The 19,001-nt window shown below is 43.7% G+C and carries 11 protein-coding genes; 5 read left to right on the top strand and 6 right to left on the bottom strand.

From position 1 onward, the window contains the following. Window positions 1-98: 98 nt before the first annotated feature. Window positions 99-902: an ATP-binding protein gene (locus MSVAZ_RS04255; RefSeq protein WP_048123679.1), complete on the bottom strand. Its 804-nt coding sequence runs from the start codon at window positions 900-902 to the stop codon at window positions 99-101. Window positions 903-1,623: 721 nt separating this feature from the next. Beyond that, complete coding sequence (locus MSVAZ_RS04250; RefSeq protein WP_048118481.1) at window positions 1,624-2,481, bottom strand: 4Fe-4S binding protein; 858 nt, start codon at window positions 2,479-2,481, stop codon at window positions 1,624-1,626. 491 nt (window positions 2,482-2,972) lie between these two features. On the opposite strand from MSVAZ_RS04250, the gene hcp reads away from it, so the two are divergent. The 5 genes from hcp to MSVAZ_RS04225 all read left to right on the top strand — a co-directional run bounded on the left by hcp (window position 2,973) and on the right by MSVAZ_RS04225 (window position 7,242). Beyond that, window positions 2,973-4,601: a hydroxylamine reductase gene (gene hcp / locus MSVAZ_RS04245; RefSeq protein ID WP_048118478.1), complete on the top strand. Its 1,629-nt coding sequence runs from the start codon at window positions 2,973-2,975 to the stop codon at window positions 4,599-4,601. 108 nt (window positions 4,602-4,709) lie between these two features. Continuing rightward, the gene (locus MSVAZ_RS04240; protein WP_048118475.1) at window positions 4,710-5,048 is read left to right on the top strand and encodes a cupin domain-containing protein; all 339 of its coding nucleotides are present in this window, start codon (window positions 4,710-4,712) and stop codon (window positions 5,046-5,048) included. Between the two features lie 45 nt (window positions 5,049-5,093). Continuing rightward, window positions 5,094-5,522: an ester cyclase gene (locus MSVAZ_RS04235; protein ID WP_048118473.1), complete on the top strand. Its 429-nt coding sequence runs from the start codon at window positions 5,094-5,096 to the stop codon at window positions 5,520-5,522. Between the two features lie 78 nt (window positions 5,523-5,600). After that, window positions 5,601-6,776: a glycosyltransferase family 4 protein gene (locus MSVAZ_RS04230; RefSeq protein ID WP_048118471.1), complete on the top strand. Its 1,176-nt coding sequence runs from the start codon at window positions 5,601-5,603 to the stop codon at window positions 6,774-6,776. 109 nt (window positions 6,777-6,885) lie between these two features. Next, window positions 6,886-7,242 carry a DUF488 domain-containing protein gene (locus tag MSVAZ_RS04225; protein ID WP_048118469.1) on the top strand — a complete coding sequence of 119 codons (357 nt, stop codon included), beginning with the start codon at window positions 6,886-6,888 and terminating at the stop codon, window positions 7,240-7,242. A 380-nt stretch (window positions 7,243-7,622) separates the two neighbouring features. Here the strand turns inward: MSVAZ_RS04225 and brxL are convergent, their stop codons facing one another. The 4 genes from brxL to brxC form a co-directional block, all read right to left on the bottom strand. Continuing rightward, the gene (gene brxL, locus MSVAZ_RS04220) at window positions 7,623-9,671 is read right to left on the bottom strand and encodes a protease Lon-related BREX system protein BrxL (RefSeq protein WP_048118465.1); all 2,049 of its coding nucleotides are present in this window, start codon (window positions 9,669-9,671) and stop codon (window positions 7,623-7,625) included. Further along, complete coding sequence (gene pglZ / locus MSVAZ_RS04215; RefSeq protein WP_048118462.1) at window positions 9,668-12,022, bottom strand: BREX-1 system phosphatase PglZ type B; 2,355 nt, start codon at window positions 12,020-12,022, stop codon at window positions 9,668-9,670. The genes brxL and pglZ overlap by 4 nt, the downstream gene beginning before the upstream one ends. Before the next feature lie 76 nt (window positions 12,023-12,098). Further along, window positions 12,099-15,446 (bottom strand): Eco57I restriction-modification methylase domain-containing protein, encoded by a 3,348-nt coding sequence (locus MSVAZ_RS04210; RefSeq protein WP_048118461.1) that lies wholly within the window; start codon window positions 15,444-15,446, stop codon window positions 12,099-12,101. Window positions 15,447-15,466: 20 nt separating this feature from the next. Then, on the bottom strand, window positions 15,467-18,898 hold the full coding sequence (brxC, locus tag MSVAZ_RS04205; protein WP_048118458.1) for a BREX system P-loop protein BrxC: 3,432 nt from the start codon (window positions 18,896-18,898) through the stop codon (window positions 15,467-15,469). Window positions 18,899-19,001: the final 103 nt, after the last annotated feature.

Below are 19,001 nucleotides of genomic sequence, written 5' to 3'. Positions count from 1 at the left end.
AATAATAAATGATGAGAGTTACAGTTTTTGACAGAACATAAAAATAGATTTAAATGCTGGTAACAGTTTGCTCACTGTCCAGCTTATGAATAAACAATTTAACTTTTCCTCAGAAACTCTGCAAGATTCTTGATCTCATCTAGCTCTAAATTAAGTTCTTTGCCCTTAAGTGACGTCTTAAATATTTCTCTTCTTTCCGGGATTTCGGCCACTACATTCGTGCAATTTACCGACGCTAGCATCTCTTCCCTTATGTCCGGTTCAACCTTATTAAGCACGAAATAAACCTTGCAGCCGCATTGTGCGCCAAATTCATCAAATTTCTTTGAAAGCCTTAAAGACTCGTAAGAAGGATCAACAACAACAAGGATCAGGTCAAAGTCCTTGTCAACCCCACGCCCGAAGTGCTCAGTGCCGGCTTCGGTATCCACGATTACAAGATCATCTTTTCCAAGGTCAAGGTTTTCAAGAAATTCCCTTGTCAGAACTCCCATTGGACAGGCACAGCCCTCTCCGAAATTGTGAATTTTGCCAACTGCCATCAGCTTAACTCCGTCCTTTTCTTCCACAAATTCCGGCGGGAGATCGGAAAAACTCCATCTCTTGTCGAAAAAGCGGGACTTCTGTTGAGCTGGCTGACCTGAAGTACTCCCACTGGCTGCAAGCTCCAGGAACTGCGTTTTTTTGGGAGCAGCCCTTTGTTTTTCTTTAAAGCCGGTTTTTCCTCCAAAATATTCCATAAGATCCTTAGGAGCTACCATTCCTAGCTGGCTGTGCAGCCCATAATTGGACTCGTCAATGTCGAGTACAAGCACGTTTTTAGTTTTTGCCATTTCCTTTGCCAGGAGCGCCGAAATCGTACTTTTTCCGCTTCCTCCTTTTCCGCACACTGCGATTTTCATATATAGTTCACCTATCCCAGTAATTTCTCCTGCTGAATTAAAAACGCTTCCTTTAAACACTTTCTTGCCTGAATAGTCAGATGAAAAATGAAAATGAAAGGAAAAGTGAGGAAAGTGAAAAAACAAAGGTCACGGAGAAAAAGAAAGAATGAATAAATCCAAAAAATTATTTAGAATAATGATTGCAACCTGATAATAATCAGAAAGAGATGATACCAAAATTCAAAAGTGGATGCCAGTAGTGAGAAAATGTATCCGTTTTTGAAATGGAGATTAAAAGCTGGTCATGGAGAATAACGATCTCGAAAGACCTTCTCCGGACCTGGCATGTGGGATGTAACGGGGTGAGCAAATCCCCATAAATAGCTATGAAGTTTTAGTATATAATTACGCATGTTTTGATCTTTTTTAATAATTCGGGGATTTAGGAGCTATCTCTTCTGCACATGATTTAGCTTTATGATTTAGCTTTTATCCTGATAGAGATGGGACAATTTTCGTGCCTCAGAACTCATAAGAAACGGAAATTGAGTGCCTCAAACATCTAATTATTTTAATACATATGTAGGTTAATTTATGGTTCAGAGTATACCCAAAAAGTCAAATAATGACTGAAATTCTCGACATACATTGAAAATAATTTAATATTTACAGAATCAAAGTCAATACTCTGGTGGAGTATTATGAGTTCATCAGTGCTACCGGAAAAACCTCAGAAATTTCAGGGAAGAACTTCTTTCCTGTATTTTTCAAATCCCAGCCTGTCAAAGAGATCTCCTAACCTTTCTCCGTCAAGGCCTTCTCTCCTGTAATACTCAAAGGTTTTTTCTAGAATCGAAAATAGCTGCCCCTCGTCAGCAAGCTCAAGAAGCTTTGTCCCGTGCCCAGGCTTCCTTCCCAGCTTACCTCCGACAAAGATTGTGCATCCGGTTTTTTCCGCCCTCAGCGCATCTTTCCTGCAGGCTGCTATACATAACCCGCAAAGGATGCACTTTTCCCTATCTATGCTGGCTTTATCATCGAGAACCTTTATTGCTTCCATTTTACATGCTTTTTCACAGCGCTTGCAGCCAACACAGTTTTCTGAGATAAGTTGTGGTTTTGTCGTACCCATTACTCCAAAATCGGTATCCTGGGGTTTTACGCAAGCCGATGGACAGCCAGTTACTGCAATCTTGAGTTTTTTGGGAACAGTTTCTCCTACATATTTTTCAGTTATCCTGTTTGCTATTTGCTGGCAGTCGATCAACCCAAACCTGCAAACCTCATTTCCCTGGCAGGCAACTACTGCTCTTACTCGCTTTCCAGACGAGCCTCTCAAAACTCCCTGCTTCTCAAGTTCAGAACTTGCTTCTTCAGCCTCTTCGAGTTTGACAAAAGGAATCTCAATTCCCTGCCTTGAAGTTATGTGGATATATCCATGTCCGTATTTCTCGGCAGCATCAGCAATTGCACGCAGCTTTTCTGCGTCAATCCTGCCACTAGTAGCTCTAACCCGCATTGAAACCATGTTTTCCTGCCTCTGAGGCAGAAATCCTTTACTTTTGAGTAAAGACTCATCTATTTTTTTCTCACTCATATAAGGTCACTTGTTGAAAAGGCATTATTATGGATGTATATAAAAATTGTTAATGATTCGATTTTCCTTATAGATTGCTATTTGTAATCCGAACCCGAAACGTGGAATTTCTATCCCTGTACCGACTGCTCGGAGAAATATCCTTTACCCGGGGCTACTATCCTGCACAAGATCGAATGTCATAAGGGAAACTGTTGAAGACGGAATGAAGTGTCAACAAAAAGAAAAATCTCTACTGTTTGCAGCCTAGAAAACAAAATCCAAGCTCTAGCTTGTGAAATTGAATTTTTATTATTAAAGTACCCATATCGAAACTGTCTCCTATATATGAGCCACTATCGTATAGAAAATAGTTCCCTATTGTATTTTTTACAGATACATTCTACAACTATATTACACTACACCTCAATGATTAAGAAACTGAATCGTTATATATGATAGGATGAAAAAACTGGGAGTAAACTGAATAACAGTTTTAAAGGTGATAAAGTATGTTTTGTAATCAATGTCAAGAAACTTTTAAGTCAATAGGTTGTACGAAAAATGGAGTGTGTGGCAAGAAAGGAGAAGTTGCAGATCTTCAGGACAGATTAATCTATGTTCTCAAAAGCATCTCTTTTTATAATCTTAAAGCAAGGGCTGCAGGTCTGAATGAAGAAGCAACAGATCGTTTTATTCTCGACGGCTTCTTTGCCACTCTTACTAACACTAATTTTGACAAGGAGGAAATTGAATCCTTTATAAAGAAAGGATTTGAGCTCAGAGACAACATTAAGGCAAAGCTTCCTTCGGGAATAATAGATGCCGAAAAAGACCTGCCTGCAGTGGCTACAGTTACCCCTGAAAACATAGGAAATTTGGATGTTGCTGTTCACTCAACTGCAGATGAAGATATCCGATCCCTTAGAGAACTTCTTACCTACGGGATGAAGGGAATGGCCGCTTATGCACACCATGCCTATATTCTGGGATATAAAGATGAAGCAAGCTTTGAGTTTATAGAAAAAGGACTGGTTGCAACAACAGACGACAGCTTAGGAGTGGAAGCTCTAATCGGTCTTGTCCTGGAGTGTGGACAGAAAGGTGTAGCTGTCCTCGCCCTGCTTGACAAAGCAAATACAGAAACATATGGAAACCCTGAACCAACAGTAGTTAACATAGGTGTAAGAGATAGGCCTGGAATACTTATCAGTGGGCACGACCTTCGAGATCTCGAACAGCTCCTTGAACAAGCGAAAGGCACAGGAATCGATGTTTATACCCACGGTGAGATGCTGCCTGCAAACTCTTATCCTGCCTTTAAGAAATATGACAATTTCGTAGGCAATTACGGAAATGCCTGGTGGAGACAGAACGAAGAGTTCGAAAAATTCAACGGCCCCATCCTGCTAACAACAAACTGCATAATCCCACCAAGGGAATCATACAGAAACAGGATCTACACTACAGGAGTCGTGGGTTTTGAAGGGCTTACCCACATATACGAAAAAGAAGATGGCACAAAGGACTTTAATCCCCTTATAGAACAGGCAAAAATGAGCAAGCCTCCCGAGCAACTGGAAAGTGGAACAATAGTTGGAGGTTTCGCACATGATGCAGCCCTTTCTGTTGCAGATAAGATCGTAGATGCCGTAAAAAGTGGAGCAATCAGCAGGTTCATAGTTATGGCAGGCTGTGACGGCAGACATAAGGAAAGAGCTTACTACACAGATTTTGCAAAAGCCCTGCCAAAAGACACAGTAATTCTGACAGCTGGCTGTGCCAAATACCGCTATAACAAACTGGATCTTGGAGATATAGGAGGAATCCCGAGAGTTCTCGACGCCGGGCAGTGCAACGACTGTTACTCGCTTGTAGTAATAGCTCAGAAACTTGCAGAGGCTTTCGGTCTCAAGGACATAAATGATCTCCCTGTTTCCTACAACATAGCATGGTATGAGCAAAAAGCCGTGCTTGTTCTGCTTGCTCTTTTGAGTCTTGGAGTAAAGAACATCACCCTAGGCCCAACACTTCCGGCTTGTGTATCTCCAAACGTTCTTAAAGTGCTGGTTGATAATTTCAATATCAGGCCAAACACAACCGTTGAAGCGGATATGAAAGTGCTTCTGAATCAAGCATGAGCTTCAGGAAGAAACTGGTGTTGCGTCAACAAACATTGATGCAACACTAGCATAATTTGTAAAAATATACAGGATAACATAAAATTATGGTTAAAAAGAGGGAACAATATGAAAGTTATTGAGATGAAGTCTTCACCTGAAAAACCAAATCCTCACAATGTAAGCGTTCGGACTCTTTATGATACAGAACATGCCCAAGCAGTACACATAGAACTCAAGCCAGGAGAAGCTTTAAAAAAGCATATCACTCCAACAGATGTCTTTTTCTATATTCTGGAGGGAAAAGGCGTAGTTGAGATTGGGGATGAACAACAGGAGGTCAGCAGGGATACGTTAATTGAAAGTCCTGCAAAAGTTCCTCATCGCCTTTTGAATCCTGGAGATGGAGTCTTTAGAGTACTTGTTGTTAAAGTCCCGAGGCAAACTGAATCCACACGTTTGCTGTAAGATTTAATCACACGAACAGGATAAATAAAACAATAGAGGAGAAATATGTCTACAGAAGAGAATAAAGCAATAGTCCGTCGATTCTTTGAGGAAGGGCCCTCTAAAGGAAATCTAAATATTGCCAATGAACTGCTATCATCTGATTTCACTCTTCATGTTCCTCTTCCTGTATCTTCAGGAATAAATGGAATAAAAGAAGTAATCACCTCATGCAGAGCAGCCTTCGAGCATCTTAATGTTACAATAGAAGATATGATTGCCGAAGGAGATAATGTGGCTGCTCGCTTCACAGCCCATGGTATACATAAAGGCGATTTTATGGGTCTGCCGATCACAGGAAAACCAATAACTATGACTGGTATAGAGATCTTCCGTATTAAAGATGGTAAGATTGTCGAGTTATGGGGTGAGGCTAACCTTCTCGGCCTGATGGAACAGTTAAGGAATTTGTCTTCACCTGGGAACCAGGATTAAACTCCGCCAGGCACACAGTATTCTGTTTGGGATTTAGTTCCTTGACCCTCACCTTGACAAAAAGGGATAAGTGAACCTATGAAAAAAATTAGAATAGGAATGTTTTCCTGGGAAAGTTTGTATTCCATACGTGTTGGGGGAATTGCCCCCCATGTATCCGAACTTTCAGAAGCTCTTGCAGCTGAGGGACACGAAGTTCACCTTTTTACACGGGGCCACGAAAATAATGATGAGATAATTACTGGCGTCCACTATCACAGAGTTACCTGTGATCAAATTGGGGGGATAGTGGAACAGATGAACCTGATGTGCGAAAATATGTACAATCGGTTCCTGAATGTAAGAGAGAAAGCAGGTGAATTTGACGTCTTGCATGGGCACGACTGGCATCCTGTAAATGTTCTCTGCAGAATAAAAGCCGAGTTCGGGCTGCCCTTTGTTCTGACTTTTCACAGCACTGAATGGGGACGTAATGGAAATCGTTATGGAGACTGGTGGGAGGCAAAGGAAATCTCGCATAGGGAATGGCTCGGAGGGTACGAATGCTCCGATGTGATCATTACTTCGACAATATTAAAAAAAGAAATTCAGCAAATTTACAAAATTCCCGATTACAAACTCTGGAAAATTCCTAACGGCATAAATGTGGGAAAGATTAAAAGAGAAGTCGATCCAGGGAATATAAAAAAGCATTATGGCATTCATCCGTGTCTTCCAGTTGTGCTTTTTACTGGAAGGATGGCATATCAGAAAGGGCCTGACCTGCTAATAGAAGCTGCGGCAAGGGTTCTGAAGAAAAAGAATGCACAGTTTGTACTCATAGGAGAAGGAGAAATGCGCGCCCATTGTGAGTATCAAGCTCATAAACTTGGGATCGGTAATTCCTGTAACTTTCTTGGGTATGCCCCGGATAATACTGTGATAGACTGGTTTAATGCCTGTGACCTTGTCTGCATTCCTAGTAGGAACGAGCCTTTCGGAATTGTCGTACTTGAAGCCTGGGATGCAAGTAAACCGATAGTCGCAAGTGATGCAGTCGCCCTTGTGGAAAACTTCAAAACAGGTATTATTGCTTATAAAGAACCCTCTTCTATTGCCTGGGGTCTAAATTATATCCTTGAAGGGCTTGGTCGTAACAGGATGGGAGAAAAAGGGAACGATCTTCTTAAACAGAAATACAACTGGAAAACCATAGCGGAAAAAACGTTGGAAGTATATGAGAAATTGGTTGAAAAGCACAAATCCAGTTTTTGAAACTCAAGAAGCTGATGTTTCTCTTAGAGCCCATCCAGAAAGTCAAAAATGAGTAAATGACTAAATGAACTCAGAAAATGTTTAAATAATTAAAAGGGGGGGGAAGTAGTTGATTCGACTGAAAAGGATTTATGAACAGCCATCAGACCAGGACGGATTCAGGGTACTTGTCGATAGGCTTTGGCCTAGGGGGCTTCGAAAAGATGAAGTCAGGATTGATCTGTGGTTAAAGGAGATAGCTCCTAGGGACGAGCTTAGAAAACTGTTTTCACATAATCCTGAGAAATGGGAAGAGTTCAGGAAATGCTATCTTGAAGAACTGGAGCTAAAAGAAGAGTATGTACAGAAACTCATAGATAAAGCGAAAGAAACTGACCTGACCCTACTCTACGCCGCAAAAAATGAAGATTTTAATAACGCCGTAGTTTTAAAGGAGTATCTGAACTCCAAATTAAAGAGACCATGATCGCGAAAAATTGGATAGTACAAAAAATGTGTATCGATCCCCCTATATTATCAATAAACCAAGGATAAACATAGATGAGCGCAGATCAGAATCCGTGCTTTACGTTTAAAAGTACACCCAAAAAGCCAAATAATGGCTGTATTTTCAGCCATACTTCTTGAAATTTAATCCTTAGTTGGCAAGTTATAGAAGAAGAAATCCAACGGGAAAAGTTAGATCGTATCTCCTCAAAAACCTTAGTTGCGGCAATTAAGATCTCTTCCCTTAGGTATTAATGAGCACGAATTGTTCAAATGAGCACGAATTGTTCAAATGAGCACGAATTGTTCAGAGGAATCTCCATCTTTTCTTTTATCTTTAGACATATAATTTACCTCAAATCAGTCAACCATAGCTTTGACTAAAGCATCTCGAACGTCCGAGTAAAACTGAATATCAATCTTAGTTGCCATATCATCAGATAGGTCGAAAAGCTGACGGCGACAAGAAACGGGCATAAGAAGGGCAGTTGCACCTTTTTCAACAGCAATTTCTGCAATAGTCACGGGATTATGAATAGGCTCAATGGAACCACCCAAAGCAATTTCGCCAACTATGATCAAACCACCACGAACACTCCTCCTTAATAATGAAGTACAGAGGGCAACTAAAGAGGGCATTCCGAGCTTTGCTCCAGACTTTGAGACATCAAAAGCTCGTAACTGGACTGTAAATTCATGATGGCGAGGATCTTTGTCTCCTACAAGTTGCATAAACCTAGAATAGAGATTCTGTTCAGCATAGTTCACACTCTCACGGAAAGCCTGTGGAACCGGTTTATTTAGAATTTTCACACCTGATCCAGGGCCTTCATTTACTTCGATACGGTATAGTCCAGGATGTTCGTCTATACTGCCAGGGCTAATGGCCCAAACCTGTCCGGGTTCCAAAGGATCTCCTCCGATGCTGTTTTCACTCTGAAGCTCAGGTGTAGAGACGAACTTTTCTATTCCATCTTCTCCCATAACATAGCTGAAATGGGTATTCCGAAACTCTGCTGCACCGATTCTCTTTTGTTGTTCCTTAACACGGCGTCTTGCTTCCATAGCAATCCGGACAGCCCATTCAAGTTCCTCCTCTGGAATTTCTGTGGTATCTCCGGGATAGAGCAGTTTCAAAAGCCCGCTAACAGTCTTGTTTACCGCATTTGTATCCCGGCCGCTGAGCGCACCTCCGTAAAAAACACGGTTCTGCAGCAGAGAAACTCGGCTCTGATTGCGAAGCTGACTCCAGCACTCCGAAAGGAAATCACTGACTAGGCCAAAGTGATCAGTGAGTAATTCTTTATTGATCTTGGGAACATCCCAGCCTGGCAGATAAGCATGAATACGATCCATGAAAGCAGTGTCATCTCGGATTTCCGGAGGCATGGGGCCGAAGAGATGGCTAACATGTTGTTGATGCTCAACATCTACCTCAAAATTACCGACCAAGACCATGCTTCCATCGGCACGGATACTCTCTTTGCCCCGGCTGAACTCCCCAGATTCCATGTATCCTTTCATGATATTGACACCATCCTTCTGATCGAAGCTGATGCCAGAAATTTCATCAAAACAGACTACATCATACTGACAGACAAGTCCACGCTGACCAGTGGAGTTATTTACAAACATCCTTGCTACTGTAGCTTTTCCGCCGGAGATCAGATGAGCATAAGGTGAAATCTGCTGGAAGAGATGACTTTTCCCGGTACCGCGAGGCCCTAACTCCACAAGGTTATAGTTGCGTTCTACGAAAGGCACCATCCTTAGAAGGAATGCGTTCTTGACTCTTTCAGAAAGGGCTGTTGGTTCGATGCCTATGCTTCGAAGTAGAAAAGCCTTCCATTCTTCGGTAGTAAATTTTTTCCTAGCCTCTGCCATAACATTCAGTACATCTCTCTTAGATAGCTGGATCTCCCTAAGGCTTTCAACTCCAAAAGGTCGTCCCTTGCTTTCCTGGGCAATGGCTGCATCATAATTGAGAGAAATTTCAGCGTAGAACCCTCCAGTCAACATTCTTTCGTGCTCATTTACCAGTTCAGAGCTGATTCTAACATCTGTTAACTGAAGGCTAGGTAATGTTGCTACATAGGAGTCTGTTTTAGCATCAAGGCGGGCAGTAATGAGATCTATAATCTTCACTTCACCGTTTTCCCTTGCTCTGGATTTAAAAAGTTCTTCTTCTCCTGCCTTTACGGTGCGAGAATTTAACTGCCGCTGGACGATTTCAAGTCCTTCCTCTATCTCATCATTATCTATACTTGCGCAGTAACGTCCCAGAAGGAACTCTACAACGTAGGTAGGTACTGGAAATTGACGACTGAAAGTCCGAACAAGATCTTTCCTGACCAGATATCCATCAAGAGACGAGGCAGCCAGCCTGTCTATCTGATCCAATTCACTCATTCTTTACCTCCACCGATGACTGTATCAGTTTGGGCCACAAGCTCACCATTGGAATTAAGCAGAACGATAGTTGCACTGACCCCTTCCAATTCTTCACTTTCAACAACTACAGAAGCTGTTCCGTTGTCTTTCAACGGATTTACTTTCAGAACCACACTGGAAAACGAATCTCCTGGTTGAGTGCGAATATCAAGTGATAACCCAGAGAATTCTCCATCAACGGCAATGGTGCACCTCAGCCCTTTCCAAACTATATCCGTAAGTTCCACGGAAACAGCTGAAACCTTCGATACTCCAGACGAAACGTTTAGTTCCAGTGTTAGGCACTCTTGGAGGCTCAAACCACCATGAGCATATTCCATACCATTACGGAAACAACTAATGCCATCTGCAAGAGCAAAATACTGATTGCTATTCCAGTACCAGGGATATAGCCTTTCATTTGTTGTGGCACCAGGTTTGATTGAGGCGCAGCGTCCCCATTTGCTTTCTACCAGTGCACTGGGCAAATCGATTTTTGGTAGTCCACCTGGCAATAGAAGCCATCCATGATCAGTGACTATATGGACACTCTTCCACCCAGCTTTAAGAAGACGAATTACCCTGTCCTGAATCTCGCTCAATGTGCTCTCAAGATGCTTGGAGAGTTTCCATCCCCTGTCATGACCGTCATGGTCAATGTTGCCGAATTCACACCAGGCACGACCATTTACATTGCCATTCGATGAGCGTTCTAAAATCTCCCATCCTCCATCAATTAGCAACTTTTTCAGATGGTAACCACCTTTAAGGGACTGACCCGTTTCAGCAACAACGGGCTCAAAGTCAGTATTGGAATCTTCGCCTTTTATCTTATCTCTCACAGGGGTCACCGCAGGCTTACCCGTTGCTGTAATGCTGGGAAGAGCTGACCATACTGTTTTTTCTTCTACCTTATATTCTTGAGAAGCAAGCATTTCCACAAGCCTTTTAGCTGTATCAAATCGAAGTCCGTCTACAAACAGGACGCATTCCCTATCTTTGTACTGAAGTGTTTTGCAGCTGGATGCACTGCCACCTGGATATCCTGATTTTTCTACAATCTTCTGCAGGTATCTGGCGGATTCTTCAGCCCAAGTAATATAAATAGACTGAATTGCTTTTTTAATTGCCTCAAAATCCTCTTCTTTTTCCACGCAGGCAAGAGCCTTCATCACGGCATCGTCAGCTCTCCAACCCGCATTCGTGTAACCAGCCATGAGGTCGTCAACGGAACCTGCAGCCAGAGCGGTATTCGTGGTAGAGGCAAGAACAGAAAGGTGTTCCATAGCACGTGCAAGAGGAGCTTCGCCCAACTCCATCCACACCATACTGCGTCTTGACTTATGCTGGCTTTCAAGCTCTGTAAGCTTTTTACGGGCTTCATGAGATGGCATGCTCTCTAGAGTACTCAAATCTGTGCGAAGTTTACTCTCCTGGGTTTCATTCCACTGTGGCCAGCCATCAAATTTGCCCCCACCTAGGTGCCACTGAATCGTCCCGTTGGGCGGTTTGCATTTGCGTATTTGGGCAGGAATATTAGGATATCGTTTTGGAGCTTCGCGGTATCTATCCCAAACAGGACTCCAGGATCCTTCATGGCAAGCCAGTTTTGTCGCTCCAACAATAACTCCATCTTTTTCCGGATCAAAAGCGAACTGAGACTTGCAAAGTTCCACGAAAGCTTTCCATTCATTTTCATCATGTTCAGCACGGAAGGTATCCCCATGATCAAGCCATTGAAGCAAGTCACGGACAGGGTCACCCCCAGTAAGTAAGGCATTGAAGTAGTCCTTGTCTATCCGTTTACCTTTGAGGAGTTCTACCTCTTCATCCAGCAGAGGGCAAAGTGCCATTTGCATGGCGTTCTTGGTATCGTTGTCCAGAGCGACATCCAAGCCCATGCCCCCCTGGTCAGATTTGAGGAAAGCGAGGATAGTCCAGTCCTTGGCATTGACCTGCGACCAGATCACTCCAAGGTACTGGAGTGAAACCAGAGGCTTTAGCTGGTCAGGACAGCTTTCCACAGCTCGCAAGTCCTGGCGGCTGAAGCCCGGAAGGTAGAAAATAGGCGTCCTGTCACACGGCAGATCAACATCATCAACTTTATCTGCAACTACACAGCGCAGCCAGATAGCAGGCCCTGATCGTTTTTCAGGATTGTAGTCACCAAGGACAAAAAGTTCAGGCAACTCATTCTGCAGGTTAGGAATCACAGCCTCCCATTGCCTGTCGATGTCCGGCCATAAAATGCAGGCAGGGGCTACCTGCACATCTGGATTGTAGACTGCAGCCTGACGAATTTTTTTGATAAAATGTTCTATGACACGCATTTATTCCTTCTCCTTCAGGGCAAAAGGTTTAGCATCCCATCTAGTCGAGAGACAGAATCATCATTTACGGATTTGATCATTTTGCAGCCTCTCGTGCTTCCTTCTTTTGTTTCAGGCTCAGATGATAGTCATTGATTCGCTCTCCTTCTTTACCTTTATAATTGGGATGCTTTTTAGGGTCGGGATTATACCATGGAGCGGATTCAACATCTGTTCCCCTATCCTTATTCCAGTTGATATTAGGCTTGTCTCGGAGAACCCCTGCACCTTTCTTGCTCATATCAGGTACACTCATAAATGGTCGGATGTTGAGACGTACTCCATCATTAAGGTCAGGATCCCAACCAATAGGCTGCTTTTCAATGGGTTTCCAGCGGACAAAAATATCGTAAGGGGCTTCACCTTCAAGGATAAGTTCAAGTTTTTTCTTCAGGCCCTCAGCAGCATCAAGCTTTTCTTGTGAGCCATCAACACCATTTGCTATATCCTGCTTCTGGCGGCTGATCCAGTCTCCTAAGTAGGTATAAATCAGTGTTTCGAGTAGCTTTTTGTCCAACTTGTGATAGTTAACTAGTGCTCCAAAACCGTCTCTTAAACCGTCCCATATGTGCCAGATAAATGGCCGATGCTGGAAGAGTTTACAGTGTTGAGTGAAGAATTTCTCACGCAACCAGGTTTCCAATGGTTTACCTGCATGATCTGCTTGTTTAAGTAATTCCGAAAGCTTGTCATTGCTCCACGACTCACCGTATGCAGCAGCCAGTAGATTAAGGAGCTGATCAGCAGCAGAAGCCTCCCCACGGACTGGGGGGATGCAGACAATGCCATCTTCATCGGCATAAGGAATTAACTCGTCACACTTTTTTACCCAAGTCCGAGCTTCATCGGAGAGTTCCATCTTCGCATCCAGCTCGGCGGGCCAGCGGTAGCCAATCAGACGGACTACTGCTACCTGTAGAGGCTCATAACTCTTTGTTGGGTGACCATGGAATATCCACTGTGTGGGGTCTTCAGAGAAGGGTTTAGGCAAAGCAAAGGATGGAACTTCCACATTTTGAAGAGGAACTTTTAGAAAGGTTGCGTTTGTAATCGACCTTTTCTTGTCGATTTTTCTTAACTCTGTATGAAATTCAGGGCTACTAAAGTAGCGCCATAATATTTCGATATAATCTTCTTCTTTGGGTACTATTGGAGCAATATTGCTATCGTAAAGCTCGCCAGCATAAAGAGTGCAAGGAAACTGACCCATTTGACTTATTGCTACACCTTTATTTCCAACGGCAACATTGTCTTTTCGTGGCCGAATCATCCCTTGTCCACCCGTACTCCAGTCAATGACGTATGAACGCCCACCCCAAAATGTATTTTTGGCAACAGTAGACAAGAAAGGACGCCAATCATCTGAAGGAAAGAGAACTTCCCAGTATCGTCTTCTCCACTTTTCATCATCACCAGTCTTGATGCCTTGGGGTGCACATGCAATTTGTCCAATAAGTATTCCATTTGCTTGAGAATCAAAGAGCAAACGAGCGTCAGGATTTTTCAATTGATCTAGTTGATTAATTTGTGTTATGTCACCAATAATAAGTTCCCTGACCTTATCTTCTAATGTGCCATATTCATAAGCATCAAGACACGCTATACGGCTTTCATTTTTTACATTAATATTTTCCAGCAATACTAGAGCAATGTACGCTCCTTGCGCTTGAGGACTAGAAAAACCCTTACCGCCAACTCTTGCTATGTTTTTGAAACAAATATGCTTTAGCCAGTATTTTCTTAGGTCGGCAGATCCTTTAAGGAAAATCCAATTTTGTGGCATAACACCTGCAAACAGGCCGTTTTCAGATAGCAGTTTTATACTGCGCTCCATTAATACAGTTGCTAGTTCATTCTTTGCCTTTGGATACTGCTTATAACAAAATTCCTTTAGCGTTTTACTTTGCTTTCTATCTCCTAGATATGGAGGATTTGTAAATATCAAATTATAGCTATCACTTATCATTTTGGTGGCTTTTACGATTCCCTGAGCTACTACACCCATTTCCGTTTTTTCGCAATCTTTTTCACCAGAAAGCGCTTTGGTAAGGATTGGAGCAATATCATCCCATTCCATTTCTACAAGTGTGCCTCTGAAAAGACCAGCCTCTGGATTGACTAGACTTCCCAAGACATTAGCGTTTTTGAACTGATTGTACAGTTCTTCAAGGGCCATGCAAAGGTTATTGTTGTCTCCTGCTAGTGCCAGCCAGTCCTCCTTTTTAGTGCTTATAGTAAGGCCCGAGCAAGCCAAATTCATTTCCGGCAGCGGGCGATATCCACCTGTTCCGGGGTAACACCAAGCAGAAAGAGCAAGGGCGAAGGCTGCCAGTTCCACACAGCGCTGGTCAATCTCCAATCCATGCAAATTATCATTGAGAACTGCGTCCACTGCATCTTTGGCAGAGAGACCTTCCATTTCCATACGCATGGGCACGAGCATAAGGAAAGAAGAAACAAGAAAATGCCCAGATCCACTACATGGATCTAGAGTCTTTAGTTCGCTCAGATGGTTCGGCCAGCCGTCAAAAGTTCCAGCAGCTGGTGTCCATACGCCATCATCTGTTTTGACAAAACGAAGATAGTCCAACGGCACACCTGGTATTGATGCCTTTTGCCGGAGTTCCTCTTCACTTGCAGCACTTCTTAAATCTTCACTAGTCAATCGATGTGCTGCCCACCAAGCGCCAAGTGAATTATCCAGAAGGAAGCTAACCATGTAAGGCTCTGTGAAAAGCTGTGTGACAGCAGGAAGTTCCCTGGAGCCTATTTTTACCCCAGAGTCGTTAACTTCGTCTTTCTTCTTAGCCTGCCAGAACTGGTAAACCCAGCCCAGTGAATCGGAAGCGTTGAATACTTCATAAGGCAAATCTGCCAGTAACCTTTCCAACTTCTGCTGATGTTCTGGTGGCAAAATAAGTTGGAATACAGGTGAATCCGGTCGGAAGATCTGTGGAAGCATCCGGGCAGCGTAACGGGAAGCTAATTCCCATCCGTTTTTCGCGCCTTCGTCGACTGCCATGTCTTCGCACTCCTCAAGAGTCACAGCAATAGGATCAACTGGATCTGGATACATGAGCAGATTATTCTCTGCCAAGAACCGAGCGAATAACATACGGTGCCAGTGTTCGTAGGCTACTTCTTCGACAAGCTGGCTAATTTCCTGAGCTCCGGTTTCAGGATTACGCTGATCCCCAAGCTGTCGACCATGAGCACGGAGTTTACGACGGAGTTCCTTCTGATCTTCAGAAAGATAGGCAAAAGGAGAAGCTTCACCAACACCAAGCTGTTCCAATGATGCCCTGGCAGCGGCTTCGGCAATATCCCTGGCTTCTTTCACAGTTTTTTCGAGTTTATTTCGTAATGTTTTTTCAAGAGGCTTCATTCTCAAATCCCCCTAATCAATTACCGAATCACAACTGGGCCCTTGCCCAGGGCTGTCTTGATCTGTTCTTTTACTTCCTGAACCCAGACATCAATATCATCTTCGGTTTTGAAGGTGCGGCGTGGGAGATCGATGGTCTGGGTTTTCGGTTCAAGGGATTTGGCTGCTAGCTCTCGTGCTTTGGAAAAACGATTGCTCAGGGCATCAATCCGATCGCTCCAAGAATTGATTGGATACTTTTTCAGTGCCTTCAAAAGTTCATCATGTGTGCCAACAGTAATTCCCGGGACTTCTGTAATGTCACACTTGATCAGTAGTTGCCCGCGCTCATCCTCAGAAAGTTCCTTCCAGGAGGAATCTGCTTCCAGTTGCTGTTTCTGTTTTTTTAGTTCATCTGCATAGCGCTTTTGTTGAGCCATCAGCTCCTTGCGTAAAACATCTTCAAGAGACTTAACAAGAGGTTGAATCAGGTCTGGTTCAGCCAGTAACAGGCGTTGATGTTCGATAGTTTCAGCCTGCTGACGTGCTTCCTGGACAGCTTTCATTTCTCCCGCATGCCTAAGTAGTTCCTGGAGACTTATCCAGGAAGGCCAGCGCCTTTCGATACGCTCAGCCAGGTTATTCCAATAATCGATAGCCTGTGTGAGTTCATCTTTACGATTATAGAGAGAAAGAAGTTGTTCGTTTCCGACTTCCAGTCGAATTTCTTCCAATGATGAGATATTTGGCAGCTCTGGCTTGGGAGCTTCACCCCCAGCACGATGGGCTAATCCATTCATCTTTTGAAGAAATTCGGGTATAACTGCTAGTTCTTCGCCCTGTTTGAACTGGCAACCCAGCTTTTGCAGGAGTTTGCGTACCTGAAGCCTCTGCGGAGTTGTCACCGTGGACGATTCTACCTTGAATATAACTTTGCCTATAGCTTTTCGTTCCAGTTCCCTGGGATCAATACCCTGACCATGCTCGTCCTGTGCCCTTATGAGACCTGCTACTAGGAGCACCTGGATTCCACCATCCATGGCATCTCCAGACCATCCGAAATTTTCATCTTCAAAATGGCTGCGGATCTCTGAACCTTTCTTGCCCCCTGCAATAAATCCCAAAATATTTTTGCATACAGGGTTTGTAGCTGGTTCACCTTCATAACCTACCGCTTTGAGGGCATCCGGGGAACCTTTTTTGGCATTGGAGTATACTTTTTCCCACCCATTATGGTCAGCGACATAGAACTGAGGGTACAGGCGCTGGAGAGAATTCCCAGCAGCTTCAAGTATCATATCCTGTAAGTTATTTCCAAGAATTTCGTTTCCACCCGCCTGAAATACACGGGCTCCAGAAAAGGCTTCATTCAGCAGTTCGTTAATCTGACCTTCAGCGCTCTTCTTTGTTGTTTCCATAGCAGCACGAGCTTCTGTTCCTTCGGGCGTATTGGGTACACCCTTCTTATCTAAAGTAGCACTGGCAGCCTTGTAATCGATGAGGTGGTGACGCAAATCATCAGCTGAACGTTTAGGGATAAAGACAAAAACAGTAGGAGATTGGTTTCCAGCCTGTAACGCATCCACTCTAATAGATTTTTCATCTATACTCCAACCATCCCGGATCCAGACACAGATTTTCTTGTTGCTATCTGAAGGCAACTGTGCATCAAAGATTGGATAAACATCACGTGAGACTTTAGAGACACCCTGTTTTAGAGAAATCTTTTTTACAGTATCACCGAACTTGCGGCGAATACGATCATCACGTTCCGTTTCGATGCGATGAGCTTCATTTGCTAGCTGGTTCCGCTGACTGAAGAATTCATCGTTCCAGGCGGCGCTTTCCTCGGTCTGGATACGATATTCATCTCCTACTCTCATTAGCAGCTCGCAGTTGTCCAGAAGACCGGGGAGCTTACTCCTCAAGTAACTGCTGCCCTGAGATAGATCTTCCACCATCAAATCTGCAAGAGTGTCAACAGTCGCCTTGATTCCAATTTCATTATTACTTCCGGCAAGTCTATTGATTAGGAACACTAGGCCACATGCCCTGGCCATAAGCCGTTCATCTTCAGAGCCCTTAATCCAGCTCATGGTTTTTTCGTGCACCTTCCTGGGGATAACACGAGATTGCAGTAGTTTGTCAGCAGAATCAAAGTAGAGATAATCAGCCGTGACAACGTGTCCCAGTGGATCATCGAGCTTGGTCTGGATTACTTTATGGGCCATGCTGAGTTGGTTACGAAGCTGGCTGTCAGTACCTGTTTGATCGAGCACTCTCAAAGTGTTTTCCCAGAAACGGCGGCGAACCGGAAGGATTGGATAGTCCTGGGAAAAATACTGAATATCCTCCTGTCGGTGCCCAATAGTTGTTCCTGCAAGATGCCTGGAGATTTCCCCCAGATTGGTTTGCATCACTTGCTCAATCGTAGAAATGGCTTGGGGCTTTTTGGCCAAAATAACCTTGCGGATGACAGCGTCTACATCAGAATCTGAAAGCTCAACACGAACTGTAAACCTGCCTTCCAGCTTTTTCAGATTTGACGTTCCGGTTACTGCTGTTTGCCCAGTCCCGATGAACAGGAGCTTGCCACCAATGTTCTTACAGCAGGCTTCCACAGCTTCCTGAACATCCATAGAACGCTGACTGCTTTCACCTATATACTGCTGAACCTCATCGAGTACAATAAGAGTAAGCGGGAACTTCCCCTCATTTGTCAGAGCTTGACGGATAGCTTTGATCATATCATCGCTACTGATGTCCTTGACATAAGGAAAAAGATTCTTGAGAATTTCTGCGCAGGTCTCAGTTGATGCAAATAAATTGGACTTGGCTTGGATGAGCGCCGCATGAAGACCTTCAGCCACATATAAATTGTCCAGTTCCTCATCCCAATCGTATCCATTTTGCCCCACATATCCACGTACGGTCTCATAGATCTCTTCGTTCTTCAACCACATCACAAAACGGGCTACAGGATACTGCTCTGGAAGATCAACCGACTTAAAGATGATGCGGAGAAGTGCCAGTCGGACGCTCTCACTTGAACCTGCTCCCAATGTACCGGAAGCTGCATGAAGTCCACCGTACCTCTTTGCTCGGGTACTGAGCTCTCTTAGCAGGTCATTTATGTTCTTTGGGAGACTGGCGATGCTGCGTGCAGTAGCTCCATCGTCAAAGGTCACATCTACCCACAGAGAGCGAAGCATTTTCACCAGGTGAGACTTCCCTGATCCATAGAAGCCACTGACCCAAACTCCAGGTTGCTGTGCTTCACTGATATTTCGAAGGTAAGTTTCCAGAATGTGCTCCAAGCCCTTCTGATATTGTCCGTCACAAACAAAGGTATCCAGCTCGTAACGAAGAACCTTCATCGCCTGGAGAGTCTTATCGTCATTTACGTAAGCTACACCCTCGTTTACAAGCTTTATACTGGCCGGATCTTTCTGGTATATTTCTCTATTTTTCATCTAAAATGCCTCTGAGGACTTCCATAAACTCTTTATTTGTTCAATAATTTAATGATATGGGAATAGAAAAACTAAAATTTGTAACACGAAATATTATTGAAAA

This window comes from Methanosarcina vacuolata Z-761 (genome assembly GCF_000969905.1).
GTDB classification, from domain to species: domain Archaea; phylum Halobacteriota; class Methanosarcinia; order Methanosarcinales; family Methanosarcinaceae; genus Methanosarcina; species Methanosarcina vacuolata.
This window is presented reverse-complemented; position numbering and strand designations above follow the sequence as displayed.